Raw genomic sequence first — 17,153 nt, 5'->3', positions numbered from 1 at the left:
CGTCAGCGCATCGAGCCGGTGCGCAGCAGAGTGCGGATGACCCGCATCGCGACCGAGAGGCTGGACAGCTCGTAGTTGTCCGAACCCCTTATGTCGTCGAGGGTGCTCTTGGCGCGGTTCAGCAGCGTGCCGTTGAGCTCCGCCCAGGCGGCGTAGCGCTCCTCCGGGGCGGCGCCGTCCGGGCCGCAGGCCAGGATGTCGGCGGTCAGCGCCGCGTGCGCCGCGAAGAGGTCCTCGCGGATCGCGGCCCGGGCCATCGACGACCAGCGGTCGGTGCGGGGCAGCTCGATGATGCGGTCGAGCAGGTGCGAGATCTGCAGCCGGTCGCCCAGGTCGTAGTAGAGCTCGGCGACCTCGGCCACGTCCTTGCCGGAGCGGTCCGCGACCTCGGTGATGTCCAGGGTCGGGAAGACCGAGGAGAGGCCGGCGATCCGGGTGGCCAGCTCCTCCGGCACGCCGGCGGAGGCGAGCTCGTTGTAGACCGACTCGTACCAGGCGAGGTCCTCGCCGCGGAGCGGCTTGGGCAGCGAGCCCCAGACCTGGTTGACCCGGTCGTGGAAGAACTCGATGGTGCCGGCGATGTCGAGCGGCTGGCGGCGGTTGTTGAGCATCCACCGGGTGGCGCGCTCGACCAGGCGGCGCGAGTGCAGGCGCATCTTGGTCTGCACCCGGGCCGGGACCTGGTTGTCCAGGCCCTCGATCTCGCCCCAGATCGTCTCCAGGCCGAAGACGGCCCGCGCGGCGGTGTGGGTCCGGGCGATCTCCTCGTAGGTCGCGCCGGTCTCCTCCTTCAGGCGGAAGGCGAAGGTGCAGCCACCGCGGTTGATCGTGTCGTTGACGATCAGCGTGGTGATGATCTCGCGGCGCAGCGCGTGGCTGTCGATCGCGTCGGCGAACCGGGCCCGCAGCGCGCTGGGGAAGTACTCGTGCAGCACGGTGCGGAAGTACGGGTCGTCGGGCAGGTCGGTGGCGAGCAGCTCGTCGGCCAGGATGATCTTGGTGTAGGCGAGCAGCACCGACATCTCGGGCTGGGAGAGCCCACGGCCGCTCTGCTGGCGCTCGCGGATCTGGCGCTCGGTGGGCAGGAACTCCAGGCCCCGGTCGAGCTGTCCGGCCGCCTCGAAGCGGTTGATCATCCGGGCGTGGACGTTGACCATGCTGTGCGCCTGGGCGACGGCGTTGGCCAGGACCACGTTCTGCGCGTAGTTGTTGCGCAGCACCAGGCGGCCGACCTCGTCGGTCATCTCGGCCAGCAGCGCGTTGCGCTGCTTGACCGTCATGTCGCCCTCGGCGACGACCTGGTTGAGCAGGATCTTGATGTTGACCTCGTGGTCCGAGGTGTCCACACCGGCCGAGTTGTCGATCGCGTCGGTGTTGATCCAGCCGCCGGTGCCCTCGGGGCCGCCGGTGGCCGCGTACTCGATGCGGCCGAGCTGGGTGCAGCCGAGGTTGCCGCCCTCGCCGATGACCCGGGCCCGGACCTGCTCGCCGTTGACGCGGATGGCGTCGTTGGACTTGTCGCCGACCTCGGCGTTGGTCTCGGTGGAGGCCTTGACGTAGGTGCCGATGCCGCCGTTCCAGAACAGGTCGACGGGCGCCTGCAGGATCGCCTTCATCAGCTCGGCCGGGGTCAGCTTGGTCGCCTCGACGCCGAGCGCGGCCCGGACCTGCGGGGTGAGCTGGATCGCCTTCGCCGACCGGGGGAAGACCCCGCCGCCGGCCGAGATCAGCGACTTGTCGTAGTCGTCCCAGGAGCTGCGCGGCAGGTCGAACAGGCGGCGCCGCTCGGCGTACGAGACGGCCGCGTCCGGGTTCGGGTCGAGGAAGATGTGGCGGTGGTCGAAGGCGGCGACCAGGCGGATGTGCTCGCTGAGCAGCATGCCGTTGCCGAAGACGTCGCCGGACATGTCGCCGATGCCGATGACGGTGAAGTCCTCGGTCTGGGTGTCGACGCCGAGCTCGCGGAAGTTGCGCTTGACCGACTCCCAGGCGCCGCGGGCGGTGATGCCCATGCCCTTGTGGTCGTAACCGGCCGAGCCGCCGGAGGCGAAGGCGTCGCCCAGCCAGAAGCCGTAGGACTCCGCGACGCCGTTGGCGATGTCGGAGAAGGTCGCGGTGCCCTTGTCGGCGGCGACGACCAGGTAGGTGTCGTCCTCGTCATGGCGGACCACGTCGGCCGGGTGCACGACCTCGCCGCCGACCAGGTTGTCGGTGATGTCCAGCAGCGCCGAGATGAAGGTCTTGTACGAGGAGATGCCCTCGGCCAGCCAGGCGTCGCGGTCCACCGCCGGGTCCGGCAGCTGCTTGGCGACGAAGCCGCCCTTGGCGCCGACCGGCACGATGACGGTGTTCTTGACCATCTGCGCCTTGACCAGGCCCAGGATCTCGGTACGGAAGTCCTCGCGCCGGTCGGACCAGCGCAGACCGCCGCGGGCGACCTTGCCGAAGCGCAGGTGCACGCCCTCGACCTGCGGCGAGTAGACCCAGATCTCGAATGCCGGGCGCGGGGCCGGCAGGTCCGGGACGGCCTTCGGGTCGAACTTCATCGACACGTAGGAGTGCCAGTCGCCGTCGGCGGCGTGCTGGAAGAAGTTGGTCCGCAGGGTGGCCTTGATGAGGTTCAGGAAGGAGCGCAGGATGCGGTCCTCGTCCAGCGAGACGACCTCGTCGAGCGCGCCGGTCAGCTCCTCCAGGATGCCCTCGGTCAGCTCCAGGGCGCCCGACCGGTGGCTCGGGCTCAGCCGGGCCTCGAACAGGTTGACCAGCAGGCGGGTGGTGTGGGTGTTGTTGCGGAGCGCGTCCTCCATGTAGTCCTGGGAGAACGTGGAGCCCGCCTGGCGCAGGTACTTGGCGTACGCGCGGAGCATCATCGCCTGGCGCCAGGTCAGCCCGGCGGTCAGCACCAGCTCGTTGAAGCCGTCGTTCTCGGCCTTGCCGGTCCAGGTGGCGGCGAAGGTCTCCTGGAAGCGCTCGCGGGCCTCGTCGGTGAGGTCGGTGGCCTCGCGCAGCTTCAGCCCGAAGTCGTACACCCACGCGGTGGTGCCGTCGGAGCGGCGCAGCGCGTACGGGTGCTCGTCGAGGACCTCGACGCCCAGGCGCTGGAGGACCGGCAGGACCTCGGTGAGCGAGATCGGGCCGCCGACCCGGTAGATCTTGAAGCGGCGCTCGTCGTCGCCGGCGCCGACCGGCTGGTACAGGTTCAGGCGGAAGTCGCCCTCGCCGTGCAGCGACTCGATCTGCTTGATGTCGGCGACGGCGGTGCGCGGCGGGAAGTCGGCGCGGTAGCCGTCGGGGAAGGCGTTGGCGTACTTGTGGCCGAGCTCGGCGGCCTTCTCCTCGCCCAGTTCGAGGTGCAGCTGGTCGTGGAAGCCGTCCATCCAGAACCGGGCGGCCTCGGCCAGGCGGTTCTCGATCCGCTCGATGTCGGAGTCGGTGAGCTGCGGCAGCTCGGTGCCCGGGGCGACCCGGACCACGAAGTGCAGGCGGGTCAGCACCGACTCGGTGGCGTACACCGTGTAGTCGATGGTGGCGCCGTTCAGCTCCTCCTTGAGGATGTCGGTGAGCAGCAGCCGGATCCGCGTGGTGTAGCGGTCGCGCGGCAGGTAGATGAACGCCGAGAAGTAGCGCCCGTACTCGTCCTGGCGCAGGAAGAGGCGCAGCTTACGGCGCTCCTGCAAGTAGAGCACGCTGGTGGCGATGGAGAGCAGCTCGGAGGCCGGGGTCTGGAAGATCTCGTCCCGCGGGAAGGTCTCCATGATCTGCAGCAGGTCGCGGCCGTCGTGGCTCTCGCTGGAGAAGCCGGACTCCTCCAGCACGGCCTGGACCTTGCGGCGCACGACCGGGATGCGGGTGACCGACTCGGTGTAGGCGGCGGAGGAGAACAGGCCGAGGAAGCGGCGCTCGCCGATCGGCTCGCCGGCGGCGTTGAACTTCTTCACGCCGACGTAGTCCAGGTAGGCCGGGCGGTGCACGGTGGCGCGGCTGTTGGCCTTGGTGAGGACGAGCAGCTTCTTCTCGTGGGCCTTGGCGCGCACCGGCGCGGAGAGGCGACCGAAGGCCTCGCTGACCGAGTGGTGGCGGTCGTCGTGGCTGTGCGGGTCGGCGCGCAGGATGCCCAGGCCCGTCCCGGCGACGGCCTTGAGGACCTCCTCGCCCTCGTGCTCGACCAGGTCGTACTCGCGGTAGCCGAGGAAGGTGAAGTGGTCGTCGGCGAGCCAGCGCATCAGCTCCCAGGCCTCGCCGACCTCCTGCTCGGGCAGGCCGGCCGGGGGCTGCTCGGCCAGTTCGTCGGCCAGGCGCAGCGCGCTCTCGCGCATCTTGCCCCAGTCCTCGACGACCTCGCGGACGTCGCCGAGCACGCGGCGCAGGTCGCTCTCGATGGTGCGCAGGTCCTCGCGGTCGGTCTCGCGGTCGATCTCGATGTGCATCCAGGACTCGACGGTCGCGTCGGCCGGCCAGTCGGCGGCGGAGGCCTGGCTGCGGGAGCAGGCGTCGACGTCCAGGATCTCCAGCAGCTTGCCGGTGATGTCACGGCGCACGAGCAGCTGGGGGTGGATCACGATGTGGATCGCGCGGTCCTGGCGGGACAGCTCGTTGGTGACGGAGTCGACCAGGAACGGCATGTCGTCGGTGACCACCTCGACCACCGTGTGGCCGCAGGACCAGCCGTTCTCCTCGACCGAGGGGGTGTGGACCCGCACCTCGGCGGTGCCCTGCGGGCGCTTGAGGCCGAGGCGGTAGTGGGAGGCGGCCGCGCCGTAGACGTCGACCGGGTCGAGGTCGACCAGGTCCTCGGGCGCGGTGTGGAGGTAGTAGTGGTGCAGGTACGCGGTCAGAGCGCCGTTGCTCAGACCCTCCCCCGGCGCCGCTCCCCCCACCTGGCTGTTCTCAGCGGCTGCGGCTGCCTTCTTGAGCAGTTCGGCCTTGGCTGCGTCCAGCTTGGTCTGCATGACTTCTTGGCTCCTGTCGCGCGCCGTTGCGTGACTCGGTGGTGTGTGGATGTACACCGACGGGTCAGCCGCAATCCTGCCGCACCATCCGACTGAAAGGGGCTCATGGCGCGCATGAAACGTCCTCCCAGTGGGTAGGACGTCACGTTCGTCCTGCAAGCCACCCGACGACGCCAGCCAGCCTAACCGGATCAATCGAAGGTGCACAGGGACAGGGAGGCGCAAACCTGCAGGATGTCGGGTCCGTCCTGGACACCATGTCCAAACCGGAGGCTGATGTTCACTCTCAGCCCATGTGCGGGTGGCCGTGCCGGATCGGCGGCACGAAGGTCTCCTTGATCGAGCGGGCCGAGGTCCACCGCAGGAGGTTCTGCGCGGCCCCGGCCTTGTCGTTGGTGCCGGAGGCCCGGCCCCCGCCGAAGGGCTGCTGGCCGACGACCGCGCCGGTCGGTTTGTCGTTGATGTAGAAGTTCCCGGCGGTGAAGCGCAGCTCCTCGACGGCCTGGGCGATGGCATAACGGTCCTGCGCGATCACCGCGCCGGTGAGGCCGTACGGGGCGCCGCCGTCTACCCGGCGCAGCACGTCGTCCCAGCGGGAGTCCTCGTAGACGTGGACGGCGAGGATCGGGCCGAAGTACTCGGTGCGGAAGATCTCCCCCCGGTGGTCGGAGGAGACCAGGACGGTCGGCCGGACGAACCAGCCGATCGCGTCGTCGTACTGGCCGCCGGCCGCCAGTTCGATCGTCGGGTCGGCCTTGGCCCGCTCGATCGCGTCCCGGTTCTTCTCGAAGGCGCGCCGGTCGATCAGGGCGCCCATGAAGTTGGACAGGTCGGTCACGTCACCCACCGCGAGCGCGTCCACCGCGGCCAGGAAGTCGTCCTTGATCCGCTGCCAGAGGCTGCGCGGCAGGTAGGCGCGGGAGAGCGCGGAGCACTTCTGGCCCTGGTACTCGAAGGCGCCGCGGATCAGCGCGGTCTTCAGGATCTCCGGGTCGGCGGAGCGGTGGGCCAGCAGGAAGTCCTTGCCGCCCGTCTCGCCGACGATCCTCGGATAGCTGCGGTAGCCGCCGATGTTGGCGCCGATGGTCTGCCACAGGGACTGGAAGGTGGCGGTGGAGCCGGTGAAGTGCAGCCCGGCCAGCGCCGGGTCGGCCAGCGCGACCGGGGAGACCTGCAGGCCGTCGCCGGTCACCAGGTTGATCACCCCGGGCGGCAGGCCGGCCGCCTCCAGCAGCCGCATCAGGTGGTGGGCGGCCAGCGTCTGGGTCGGCGCGGGCTTCCAGACCACGGTGTTGCCCATCAGCGCGGGAGCGGTGGGCAGGTTGCCGGCGATCGCGGTGAAGTTGAACGGGGTGACCGCGTAGACGAAACCTTCCAGCGGGCGGTGGTCGGTGCGGTTCCACACGCCGGGCGAGGAGAGCGGCTGGTCGGCCAGGATCCGCCGGGCGAAGTGGACGTTGAACCGCCAGAAGTCGATCAGCTCGCAGGCGGAGTCGATCTCGGCCTGCTGCACGGTCTTGGACTGGCCGAGCATGGTGGCCGCGTTGAGCGTCTCCCGCCAGGGCCCGGCCAGCAGTTCGGCGGCGCGCAGGAAGACCGCCGCGCGATCGTCGAAGGAGAGCGAGCGCCACTGCCGTCCGGCCGCGAGTGCCGCGTCCACCGCCGCCCGGGCGTCCTCCCGGGTGGCGTTGCCGAGCACGCCGAGCTTGGCCGCGTGGTGGTGCGGCTGGACGACGTCGATCCGCTCCCCGCCGCCGAAGCGCTGCTCGCCCCCGATGGTCATCGGCAGCGGGACCTGCTCGGCCGCCAGCTCGTCCAGCCGCCGCACCAACCGCTCCCGCTCCGGGCTGCCCGGCGCGTACGCCTGCACCGGCTCGTTGACCGGGGTCGGTACCTCGGTGACTGCGTCGATGGGCATGGCGGCTCCGTCCTGCTGGCTGCTCGGGTCCCACCAGCCTGACCAGCGGGGACCGGATCCGCCCGCTCAGACACGCGGACGGCGGACGTGGCGCCCGCCACTACCGGGATCTCGACGCGCGGAACGGCCCGTCGGTCAGCCGGCCAGCCGGCCCGCCAGCTCGACCGCCTCGGCCAGGGTGTCCACCACCGGGACGCCGACCGGCTCCAGCTTCTCCCGGGTGTGCGAGCCGCCGGTGTACAGCACCGCGTTCGCCCCCACGCTCAGCGCCGCCAGGGCGTCGTCCGCCGCGTCGCCGATGAGCACGGTACGGGCCGGGTCCACCCGCTCCCCGAGCGCGGCCAGGTGCCGGACCAGGTGCTCCGCCTTCTGCCCGCCGGCCGGGCCGCTGCGCCCGTCCACCCGCAGGAAGTGGCCGGTCAGTCCGAAGGTGTCGACCAGCGGCACCAGCTGGTCGTGCACGTACATCGACAGCAGGGACTGGCTGTGCCCGGCCGCCCGCCAGTCGTCCATCAGCTCGCGCGCCCCCTCGGTCAGCCCGCAGGCCGCGCTCAGCTCGCGGTACCGGTCGTGGAACGCGTCGTCCAGCCTCAGCCACTCCTCCCGGGAGGGCTCCCGGCCGAGCAGCCGCTGGTAGAACCGGGGGATCGGGATCTCGTACTGCTCGCGGTACTCCTGCAGGCTCATCGGCCCGACGCCGATGGTCGCGAACGCGGCGTTGCTCGCCCCGAGCACGGCCTCCATGTCGTGGAAGAGCGTGCCGTTCCAGTCCCAAACGATGTGAGTGCGCACGGGGCACAACGGTAACGCGCGGCGCCGACCCGCCGGTAGGACGGGGCTCCCGGGCTCAGGCGAGCAGCCCGGGGATCTCCTGGGTCGCGAACCAGAGCAGGTCGTGGTCTTCGGCCCCGTCCACGGTGAACTGCGCGTCCTGGTCGCCCGCGTCGGCCGCGGCCACCGCGGCCACCGCCGCCGCGACGTCCGTGACCACCTCGTCGTCGGCCACGTCCGCGTGCACCGCGGCGGCCTTGGCCAGCCGTACCGGACCGGCCAGCACCACCCGGCCGAGCGAGGCCTGGTCCTGGTACTCGTCGCCGGGGAAGGGCTTCACCGCGGAGTCCGCCACGTCCAGCGCCACCACGACCCGGCGGCGCGGGGCGTCCGGGTCGGCGGCCAGCAGCCGCAGCGAGGACTGCGCGGCCCGGTTCAGCGCCGCGTACTCCAGCTCCTCGAGGTCGTCGCTGACGTACCACTCGCGCAACGCGGGCGTCACGGCGTACGCCGCGGACTGGTCCAGGGCACCGCCCTCGTGCGCCGCCGCCAGGCCGGTCAGGGTGGTGGGCACGTACACGCGCATCGGTGGCACTCTCCGGTTCGGTCCAGCGGGCTTCGTCCAGCGGAACGGATTCTCCAGCGCCCCAAGAATAAGCGCCGCCGGCCTCCCGTGATCACCTCCGGCCGGGACCGGTCCGATTCACCGCACGGCGCCCAGCGCCTCCCGACTGGTGCGCAGGGCGCTCTCCAGCACGGCGCCGCGGCGGGCCGGGTCCATCATGTTCGGGCCCATCACGGTGAGGTCCGCCAGGGTCGGCGCGAGCAGCCGCACCCGGACGCCCTCGGCCCGCAGCAGCGCGGCCTCGCGCAGCAGCTGCCGGGTGACGGCGCGGCGGTAGCGGCTGACCACCTGGGCCAGCACGCCACGCGGGCGGTCCCGGGCGCGCCACTCGCGCAGCGCGGCGAGGGTGTCGCGCCCGCGCTCCACCGGCCCGGGCCGTTCCGCGGGCTCGGCCCGCCCGGCCTCCCCGGTGCCCCGCTCGGGCCAGGGATCCAGCCGCAGGGCCATCGGGGCCAGGACGTACACCTCGTCCAGGCCCCGGCCGAGCAGCAGGTCGGCGTTGGTGGCCGACCAGCAACCGCCGTCCACGTACGCCGAGCCGTCCAGCCGCACCGGCGCGAACCAGCCGGGGATCGCGCAGGAGGCCATCACAGCCTCCGCGACGGCGACCGCCGGGGCGTCCGGGTCGCCGAAGACCACCCGGTGGCCGCTGCGGTAGTCCACCGCCGCCACCCGCAGCGCGGCGCCCGCGGCACCCGCGCCGCCGCCCGGATCGCGCGCCGGCTCCGGCCACCCGCCCGGGCCGAGCAGGCTTCGCACCAACTCGCCGACCGGCGCCAGCGAGCCGCGCCCGTGCGGCGCCATCGCCGAGACCATGGTCAGCAGCGGGTACTCCCGCGGGTGCCGGACGGCGTCGCGCAGCAGGCCGGGCGAGCCGATGCCGGCCCGGGGGCGGGGCGGCAGCGCGCCGCCGACGGCGGTGTCGTAGTCGAAGGCGACCCCGGCCAGCGGGCCCGCGGTGATCGGCAAGCCGCGCTGGTGGTCGCGCAGCTGCTCGGAACGCACCCCGCCGGAGAGCATCGCGGCGAGGATCGCCCCCGCCGAGGTGCCGAGCAGGACGTCGACCTCGCCCGGCTGCCGCCCGGTGGCCTCCTCGACGGCGCACAGCGCGCCGACCGTCCAGGCCGCGCCCAGCATCCCGCCGCCGCCCAGCACCAGCCCGCGCCGGGGTCCGCCCGCGGTGGGCGGAGCGGTGCCCGCAGCCGCCGGGGCGGGGACCGCTGCTGCTACCCGTGTCGTCATACCGGCCGCCCGTCGTCGTGGGGGCGGCTGCCCGCTCCCCGCGGTTCCCGGTCAGGCTCGATGGTGCGCGCCCCTCCCGTGCGGCGCAACGCGGCGGCCGGGCGCCGGCACCCGGTTCGAGCAGCCGGGGCGTCCCCTTTCGGGCCGTACGGCGCGCTCCCCCACGTCAACCGGACGCCGCCCGACCCCCGCGGGAACCCGCCGCTCCCCTGGCCGCCTCACCCGGATAGGTGAATCCGGGACGGTGCCCGGGCCGCCCCGGAACCCCGTTGCCGCCCGGCGCGGACGCCGCCAGCCTGGACCCGTCCGTACCCGCACCACCCCGTCGAGGAGCCACCGTGTCCGCTCACCTCTCCGCCCGCCCGCATCGCCGCCCGCACACCCCCGGCGGCTGCGACCCGGCCGGGCGCCGGCCCCGGCACCCGCGCACCGGCTGCAGCGGCGGCCCCGGGCACGACCCCCGCGCCCTGGCCACCCGGTTCGCCCACCAGCTGGTCGAGGTGCTCACCGGTGCGCGGCCCTCCGGGCAGCTGATGCGGCACACCAGCCTGGACGGCTACGGGCAGCTCGCCTCGCTCGTCCGGATCGGCGCCCTGCGCCGTGGCGGGGCCGCCGACCGGCCCCGGCTCGGCCCGGTGCACGACCGCTCCCCCTCGCCCGACGCGGTCGAGGCCTGCGTCCGGGTCGACCTCGGCCGACGGCACCACATGGTCGCCTTCCGGCTGGAGCAGCGCGGCCCGGCCGGGCAGTGGCAGTGCACCGCCGTGGAGGCCCGGTGACCGCCGGCCACCGCACCCGGGCACGGGGAACGGCGCAGGGCGCCGCCCCCGTCGGGGAGCGGCGCCCTGCGCGGCGTCCTGCCTGGTGTCCCGCGGCCCGTCCGGACCGTACGGCCGGCTCAGCCCTTGCGGCGGCGGCCCTTGGCGGACTTGGCGGCCTTGCGGCGCTCGGCGCGGGTCATCCCGTCGCCCTCGTCCTCGGGCGCGAGGTCCTCGAAGTCGCCCTCGACCACGCCGCCGCCGACCTCCACCGAGGGGGCCGTGTAGTGCAGTCGCTGCGGCTTCGGGACCTCCAGGCCCTTGGCCTTGATCTCCGGGCGAGCGGAGTCCTTCTCCAGCTTGTCGAGCACCACCTGGGCGTCCTCGACCGGGACCTCCTCGACCTGCTGCTCGACCTGGACCTCCAGGTTGAACAGGTAGCCGACGGACTCCTCCTTGATGCCCTCCATCATCGCGGTGAACATGTCGAAGCCCTCGCGCTGGTACTCGACCAGCGGGTCGCGCTGCGCCATGGCCCGCAGGCCGATGCCCTCCTGGAGGTAGTCCATCTCGTAGAGGTGCTCGCGCCAGCGGCGGTCCAGCACCGACAGCACGACCCGGCGCTCCAGCTCACGCATGATCTCCGAGCCGAGCTGGTCCTCGCGGGCGCCGTACTGCGCCTGGATGTCCTCCTGGATGACCTTGATCAGGAACTCGGGGGTCAGGCCGGCCGGGCCGCCGACCTCCTCCTCCAGCTCCGCCAGGTCCAGGGTGATCGGGTAGAGCTGCTTGAGGGCGGTCCAGAGCTTGTCCAGGTCCCAGTCGTCCTCGAAGCCCTCGCCGGTGGCCGCCTTGACGTACGCCTCGACGGTGTCGTCCATGAAGTGGCCGACCTGCTCCTGCAGGTCCTCGCCCTCCAGCACGCGCCGGCGCTCGCCGTAGATGACCTCGCGCTGGCGGTTCAGCACCTCGTCGTACTTGAGGACGTTCTTGCGGATCTCGAAGTTCTGCTGCTCGACCTGGGTCTGCGCGGAGGCGATCGCGCGGGTGACCATCTTGGACTCGATCGGCACGTCCTCGGGCACGTTGGCCATCGAGAGCACGCGCTCGACCATGCCGGCCTTGAACAGGCGCATCAGGTCGTCGCCCAGCGACAGGTAGAAGCGGGACTCGCCCGGGTCGCCCTGACGGCCGGAGCGGCCGCGCAGCTGGTTGTCGATCCGGCGGGACTCGTGCCGCTCGGTGCCGAGGACGTAGAGGCCGCCGGCCTCCTTGACCTCCTCCTGCTCGGCCTTGACCGACGCCTTGGCCTTCTCCAGCGCGGCCGGGAAGGCGGCCTCGTACTCCTCCGGGGTGTCCGTCGGGGTGAGCCCGCGCTGCGCCAGCTCGGCGGCGGCCAGGTGGTCGGCGTTGCCGCCCAGCATGATGTCGGTGCCGCGGCCCGCCATGTTGGTGGCGACGGTCACGGCGCCCTTGCGGCCCGCCTGCGCGACGATCTGCGCCTCGCGCTCGTGGTGCTTGGCGTTCAGCACCTCGTGCGGGATGCCGCGCTTGCGCAGCTCCTGCGAGAGGTACTCGGACTTCTCGACCGACACGGTGCCGACCAGCACCGGCTGGCCCTTCTCGTGCTTCTCGGCGATGTCCTCGACCACGGCGGCGAACTTGGCCGGCTCCGACTTGTAGATCAGGTCGGGCTGGTCGATGCGCAGCGGCGTCTTGTTGGTCGGGATCGGCACCACGCCGAGCTTGTAGATCTGGTGGAACTCGGCGGCCTCGGTGGTGCCGGTACCGGTCATGCCCGCGAGCTTGTCGTACAGGCGGAAGAAGTTCTGCAGGGTGATGGTGGCCAGGGTCTGGTTCTCGTTCTGGACCTCCACCCCTTCCTTGGCCTCGATCGCCTGGTGCATGCCCTCGTTGTAGCGGCGGCCGGCCAGGATGCGGCCGGTGTGCTCGTCGACGATCATGACTTCGCCGTTCATGACGACGTAGTCCTTGTCCGCCTTGTACAGCTCCTTCGCCTTGATGGCGTTGTTCAGGAAGCCGACCAGCGGGGTGTTCACCGACTCGTAGAGGTTGTCGATGCCGAGGTAGTCCTCGACCCGGGCGACGCCCTCCTCCAGGATGCCGACGGTGCGCTTCTTCTCGTCGACCTCGTAGTCGCGGTCGATCTTCAGGCGCAGCACCAGCTTGGCGAAGTCGGCGTACCACTTGGTCGCCTGGTCGGCCGGGCCGGAGATGATCAGCGGGGTGCGGGCCTCGTCGATGAGGATCGAGTCGACCTCGTCGACGATCGCGAAGTTGTGGCCGCGCTGGACGAGTTCGTCCTTCGACCAGGCCATGTTGTCGCGCAGGTAGTCGAAGCCGAACTCGTTGTTCGTGCCGTACGTGATGTCCATCGCGTACTGCTGCTTGCGCTCGGCGGGCGTCATGTTCGCCAGGATCACGCCGACTTCGAGGCCGAGGAAGCGGTGCACCCGGCCCATCCACTCCGAGTCGCGCTCGGCGAGGTAGTCGTTGACGGTGATCAGGTGGACGCCCTTGCCGGTCAGCGCGTTCAGGTACGCCGGCAGGGTGCCGACGAGGGTCTTGCCCTCACCGGTGCGCATCTCGGCGACGTACCCGAGGTGCAGTGCCGCGCCGCCCATGAGCTGCACGTCGTAGTGCCGCTGGCCGAGCACGCGCTTCGCGGCCTCACGGACGGTGGCGAACGCCTCGGGGAGGATGTCGTCCAGGCTCTCGCCGTCCGCGAGCCGCTGCTTGTACTCGTCGGTCAGTGCGCGCAGCTCGGCGTCGGTGAGGTTGACGAAGTCCTCTTCGATGGAGTTGACCTGGGCAGCAATCCGCTGCAGCTTGCGAAGGATCTTGCCCTCGCCTGCGCGCAGGATCTTGTCGAAGACGGACACTTGAGCGGGCTCCTTGCCTGTATTGGCACTGGACGACTGCACGGCGGGTCCACCCCACCGCACGGGCCATCGTATGCGAGGAGTCCAATGCCCCGGGAGGTGCGTCAGCACGGTATTCCCGTGTCACCCGCGCGGGCACATGGCGCGATAGCACCGTCCACCGGGGCAAAACGGTCGGCGGGTCGAGGAGTTGGCCGCATAATCGGATGCCCGCGTTCCCCATGGGGCGGAATAATCCGCCCCATGGAAGAAGCACGCACCGGACTGCCCACCCTCACCACCGAGCGGCTCGTCCTGCGCGCCCCGCAGGAATCGGACGTCGACGCGGTCTTCGCCGCCTGCCAGGACGCCGAGATCCAGCGCTGGACGGTGGTACCGGTCCCGTACCGCCGCGAGGACGCCGAGTACTTCGTGCGCACCCTGGCCCCCGAGGGCGCCCGCACCGGGGCGGAATTCGTCTGGTGCGCGGTGGAGCGGGAGAGCGGGCGGCTGGTCGGCGCCCAGGCGGTCACCCGCTTCGCCACCGACCCGGGCGCCGCCTCCGTCGGCTGGTGGACGGTGAAGGAGCAGCGCGGCCGCGGCTACACCGTGGAGGCCGCCCGCGCGGTCGCCCGGTGGGCCCTGACCGAGCTCGGACTGCGCCGCCTCCAGTGGCTCGCCTACGTCGGCAACGACGGCTCCCGCGCCGTCGCCGCGAAGGTCGGCTACCGCTTCGAGGGCACGCTGCGCTCGTACGCCGAGCAGCGCGGCACCTTCCACGACTCCTGGGTCGCCTCGCTGCTGCCCACCGACCTGACCTGAGCCCCGCCGGCCGGGCCCCGGCCCCCGGACCGCCGGCCCGGGCCCGCTGTCAGTGCCCGGGGCTAGGCTCGCCGGCATGACAGCCGCAGCCCCGCACAGCGCCCCCGTCACCGTCCTGAGCGCCGACGAGGCCCGCCGGATCGCCCTGCGCGCCCAGGGGCTGCTCGGCGCCCCCGACCGCCGGGCCGGGGTGCGAGGGGTGCTGCGGCACCTGGGCGCCGTCCAGCTGGACACCATCTCGGTGCTGGCCCGCTCGCACGAGCTGGTGCCGTACGCCCGGCTCGGCGCGGTCGGCCGCCCGGCCGTCGAGGCGGCGTACTGGGGTGGGGGCACGAGCTTCGAGTACTGGTCGCACGCGGCCTGCGTCCTGCCGGTCGAGGAGTGGCCGCTGTTCGCGTTCCGGCGCCGCCACTACCGCGACCGCGGCCACCTCTGGGGCCACCAGGTCTCTCCCGAGACGTACCGGGCCGTGCTCGACAAGCTGCGCGCCGAGGGGCCGTTGACCTCCACCGAGCTGGGCGGCGCCAAGAGGACCGCCGAGTGGTGGGACTGGTCGGACACCAAGATCGCGGTCGAGCGGGCGCTGGCCTTCGGCGACGTGGTCTGCACCGAGCGCCGCAGCTGGAAGCGCGTCTACGCGCTGGCCGAACAGGCCATCCCGGAGGCGCTGTTCGGGCAGGAGCGCTCGGACGAGGACTGCGTGCGCACCCTGGTCGCCCAGGCCGGCGCCGCGCTCGGCGTGGCCACCCGGGCCGATCTGCTGGACTACCACCGGCTGCGCGCCGAGCAGGTGGACCGGGTGCTCGCGGACTGCGGGCTCGTCCCGGTCGAGGTGGCCGGCTGGGGTCCGGACGGCACGCCCGGCCCCGCCTGGGCCGACCCGGCCGCCCTCACCACCGCCCCGCGCGGGCGCCACCGCACCACGCTGCTCTCGCCGTTCGACTCACTGATCTGGGACCGCCCGCGCACCGAGCGGATCTTCGGCATGACGCACCGCCTGGAGGCCTACACCCCCAAGCACAAGCGGGTCCACGGCTACTTCGCGATGCCGCTGCTGGCGGGCGGCCGGCTGGTCGGCAGGGTCGACCCGGCCCGCGAGGGCCGCACCCTGGTCGCCCGGCAGGTCTCGCTGGACGGCGGCCGGGCCGGCGCCGCCCGCCACCTGGAGGCCCTGGCGACGGCCCTGCGCGAGGCGGCCGCCTGGGTCGGCTGCGACACCGTCCGGATCGAGGCGCTGCACGACGAACGGCTGCGCCCGGCCCTGGAGAGGCTCCTCGCGGACGGGTGAGTCCGGCCCGGTTCACGAGTCCGGCCCGGTTCACGAGTCCGGCCCGGTTCACGAGTCCGGCCCGGTTCACGCGTCCGGCCCGGTTCACCCTATTTCGAGGATCTTCTCCCGCATCGCGTACACCACCGCCTCCATCCTGGAGTGCAGTTGGAGCTTCTCCAGGATGTTGCGCACGTGGTTCTTCACGGTGTTCTCGCTGATGAACAGCTCCTTGGCGATCTCCCGGTTGTTCATCCCGGTCGCCACCAGCTTGAGCACCTCCAACTCCCGGTCGGTGAGCCGGGGCGCGGGCACCAGGTCCCGGTCGTCGGAGCGGCGCTGGATCATCGACTTGAACTCGGTGAGCAGCTTGGAGGCCATCGAGGGGCTGATCTGCGACTGCCCGTCCGCGACCGCCCGGATCGCGGTGGCGACCTCGTCGGTGGAGATCTCCTTGAGCAGGTAGCCGGTGGCCCCCGCCTTGATCGCCTCGTAGAGGTCGGCCTCCTCGTCGCTTATCGTCAGCATGATGATCTTGGTGCTGGGCGCCACGTCCTTGATCGCCGTGCAGGCCTCGATCCCGCTGCGGCGCGGCATCCGGACGTCCATCAGGATGATGTCGGGCAGCAGGTCGGCGGCCTTCAGCACGGCCTCGGCGCCGTCCCCCGCCTCGCCGACGACCTTGATGTCCGGCTCCTCGGCGAGGACGATCTCCAGCCCGCGCCGGAACAACGCGTGGTCGTCCACCACCAGCACACGGATCGGCTCACCCCGGCGCGGCGCGTAGGCGGGCTCGTCCTCCTGCCCCAACGGCAGCCCGGGCCCCGCCGCGGGCCCCAGCCCGAAGTGATCCCCCATCCGCTCCTCCCCCTTCGCGGGTCGTCGTGCGCCAATCATTCCACGCCCGGCCACCGCGCCGGTCACCCTCCGACGCCGATTCCCCCGCATCGGGTGACCCCGCGCCGGACGCGCGACGCATTCGAACCACCTTGCCCCGAAACGCCGGTGACCCCGGCGGCCGCTGCCGCCGGGGTCACGCCTCCCTCACTACCCGGGCGGTCAGTCCTCGTCGTCACCCGCGCCGATCGCACCGCCCGCACCACTGCCCGTCCCGGCCTGCAGGTCCGTCTGCAGGTGGATGACGCCGTAGTGGTAGCCGTGCCGGCGGTAGACGACGCTCGGCAGGCCGCTGTCCTTCTCCACGAAGAGGTAGAAGTCGTGGCCGACCAGCTCCATCTCGTAGAGCGCCTGGTCCAGCGCCATCGGGGCGGCCGGGTGCGTCTTCTCCCGGACCACCAGCGGGCCTTCGCCCTCCACTTCCAGGGATCCCATCATGGTCTTGCGGACGGCGCCGTTCGTCTCGCCCTCCTGCGCCGTCGTGTCGGGCAGCGCGGCCAGGGCCGCGGTCGCCTCGGCGACGCTGATGGGGGTGCGGCCGTTCGCGCCGCCCTTGTGCACCCGGCGCCGGTCTGCGGACTTGCGCAGCTGCGCGTCGAGCTTCGCCGACGCCAGGTCGAGCGCCGCGTACGGGTCGCCGGCGGCGGCTTCGGCCCGGATCACCGGCCCACGGGTACGGAGAGTGATCTCCACCCGCTCCGACCGGTCGGCCTGCCGCGGGTTGTGCTCCTTGGACACCTCGACGTCGAGGCTGATCACCTTGCCGTCGAACTTCTGGACCTTCTCCAGCTTCTCGGCCACGTGCTCGCGGAACCTCTTGGGCACCTCGGTCTTGCGGCCCTTGACGACGATGTCCACGCAGAACTCCGATCCCTCGTGCTGACGCCGATCCGGGTGCTACCGGATCGGGCTGAGACCCAGCTGGACCAGCCCATCCACTGCCGGCCCCCCGCCCCCGCCGCCAGCGGCGGGAAACGACTGGCCCTCACCTCACTTCCTCCCCACCAGGGACGGTTGAAACC

11 protein-coding genes are annotated in these 17,153 nt (G+C 72.0%); 3 read left to right on the top strand and 8 right to left on the bottom strand.

What is annotated here, in order from left to right:
- Nucleotides 1-2: 2 nt before the first annotated feature.
- The 5 genes from ACZ6Y7_RS24840 to ACZ6Y7_RS24820 all read right to left on the bottom strand — a co-directional run bounded on the left by ACZ6Y7_RS24840 (nt 3) and on the right by ACZ6Y7_RS24820 (nt 9,505).
- Nucleotides 3-4,949 (bottom strand): NAD-glutamate dehydrogenase, encoded by a 4,947-nt coding sequence (locus ACZ6Y7_RS24840; protein ID WP_465760135.1) that lies wholly within the window; start codon nt 4,947-4,949, stop codon nt 3-5.
- Between the two features lie 286 nt (nt 4,950-5,235).
- Nucleotides 5,236-6,861: an L-glutamate gamma-semialdehyde dehydrogenase gene (gene pruA / locus ACZ6Y7_RS24835; RefSeq protein ID WP_465760293.1), complete on the bottom strand. Its 1,626-nt coding sequence runs from the start codon at nt 6,859-6,861 to the stop codon at nt 5,236-5,238.
- A 141-nt stretch (nt 6,862-7,002) separates the two neighbouring features.
- Nucleotides 7,003-7,659: an HAD family hydrolase gene (locus ACZ6Y7_RS24830; protein WP_465760134.1), complete on the bottom strand. Its 657-nt coding sequence runs from the start codon at nt 7,657-7,659 to the stop codon at nt 7,003-7,005.
- A gap of 55 nt (nt 7,660-7,714) precedes the next feature.
- On the bottom strand, nt 7,715-8,224 hold the full coding sequence (locus ACZ6Y7_RS24825; RefSeq protein WP_465760133.1) for a DUF6912 family protein: 510 nt from the start codon (nt 8,222-8,224) through the stop codon (nt 7,715-7,717).
- Nucleotides 8,225-8,341: 117 nt separating this feature from the next.
- The gene (locus tag ACZ6Y7_RS24820) at nt 8,342-9,505 is read right to left on the bottom strand and encodes a patatin-like phospholipase family protein (RefSeq protein ID WP_465760132.1); all 1,164 of its coding nucleotides are present in this window, start codon (nt 9,503-9,505) and stop codon (nt 8,342-8,344) included.
- A 338-nt stretch (nt 9,506-9,843) separates the two neighbouring features.
- On the opposite strand from ACZ6Y7_RS24820, the gene ACZ6Y7_RS24815 reads away from it, so the two are divergent.
- Nucleotides 9,844-10,284, top strand: a complete 441-nt coding sequence (locus ACZ6Y7_RS24815; protein ID WP_465760131.1) for an Rv3235 family protein — start codon at nt 9,844-9,846, stop codon at nt 10,282-10,284.
- Nucleotides 10,285-10,403: 119 nt separating this feature from the next.
- On the opposite strand, the gene secA is transcribed toward ACZ6Y7_RS24815, so the two are convergent.
- Nucleotides 10,404-13,166 carry a preprotein translocase subunit SecA gene (secA, locus tag ACZ6Y7_RS24810; protein ID WP_465760130.1) on the bottom strand — a complete coding sequence of 921 codons (2,763 nt, stop codon included), beginning with the start codon at nt 13,164-13,166 and terminating at the stop codon, nt 10,404-10,406.
- A 243-nt stretch (nt 13,167-13,409) separates the two neighbouring features.
- On the opposite strand from secA, the gene ACZ6Y7_RS24805 reads away from it, so the two are divergent.
- Together ACZ6Y7_RS24805 and ACZ6Y7_RS24800 are read left to right on the top strand one after the other, a co-directional pair.
- Nucleotides 13,410-13,967 (top strand): GNAT family N-acetyltransferase, encoded by a 558-nt coding sequence (locus ACZ6Y7_RS24805; protein WP_465760129.1) that lies wholly within the window; start codon nt 13,410-13,412, stop codon nt 13,965-13,967.
- 76 nt (nt 13,968-14,043) lie between these two features.
- Nucleotides 14,044-15,255, top strand: coding sequence for a winged helix-turn-helix domain-containing protein (locus ACZ6Y7_RS24800; RefSeq protein WP_465760128.1), 1,212 nt, complete (start codon nt 14,044-14,046; stop codon nt 15,253-15,255).
- Nucleotides 15,256-15,339: 84 nt separating this feature from the next.
- Here ACZ6Y7_RS24800 and ACZ6Y7_RS24795 read toward each other — a convergent pair whose 3' ends face one another.
- Together ACZ6Y7_RS24795 and hpf are read right to left on the bottom strand one after the other, a co-directional pair.
- Nucleotides 15,340-16,092: a response regulator gene (locus tag ACZ6Y7_RS24795; protein ID WP_402219476.1), complete on the bottom strand. Its 753-nt coding sequence runs from the start codon at nt 16,090-16,092 to the stop codon at nt 15,340-15,342.
- A 201-nt stretch (nt 16,093-16,293) separates the two neighbouring features.
- The gene (hpf, locus tag ACZ6Y7_RS24790; RefSeq protein ID WP_465760127.1) at nt 16,294-16,989 is read right to left on the bottom strand and encodes a ribosome hibernation-promoting factor, HPF/YfiA family; all 696 of its coding nucleotides are present in this window, start codon (nt 16,987-16,989) and stop codon (nt 16,294-16,296) included.
- Nucleotides 16,990-17,153 lie beyond the last annotated feature (164 nt).

It is taken from the genome of Kitasatospora sp. NPDC053308 (assembly GCF_055585785.1).
The sequence above is the reverse complement of the archived record's forward strand: the minus strand, read 5'-3'. Positions and strand labels throughout refer to the sequence as shown.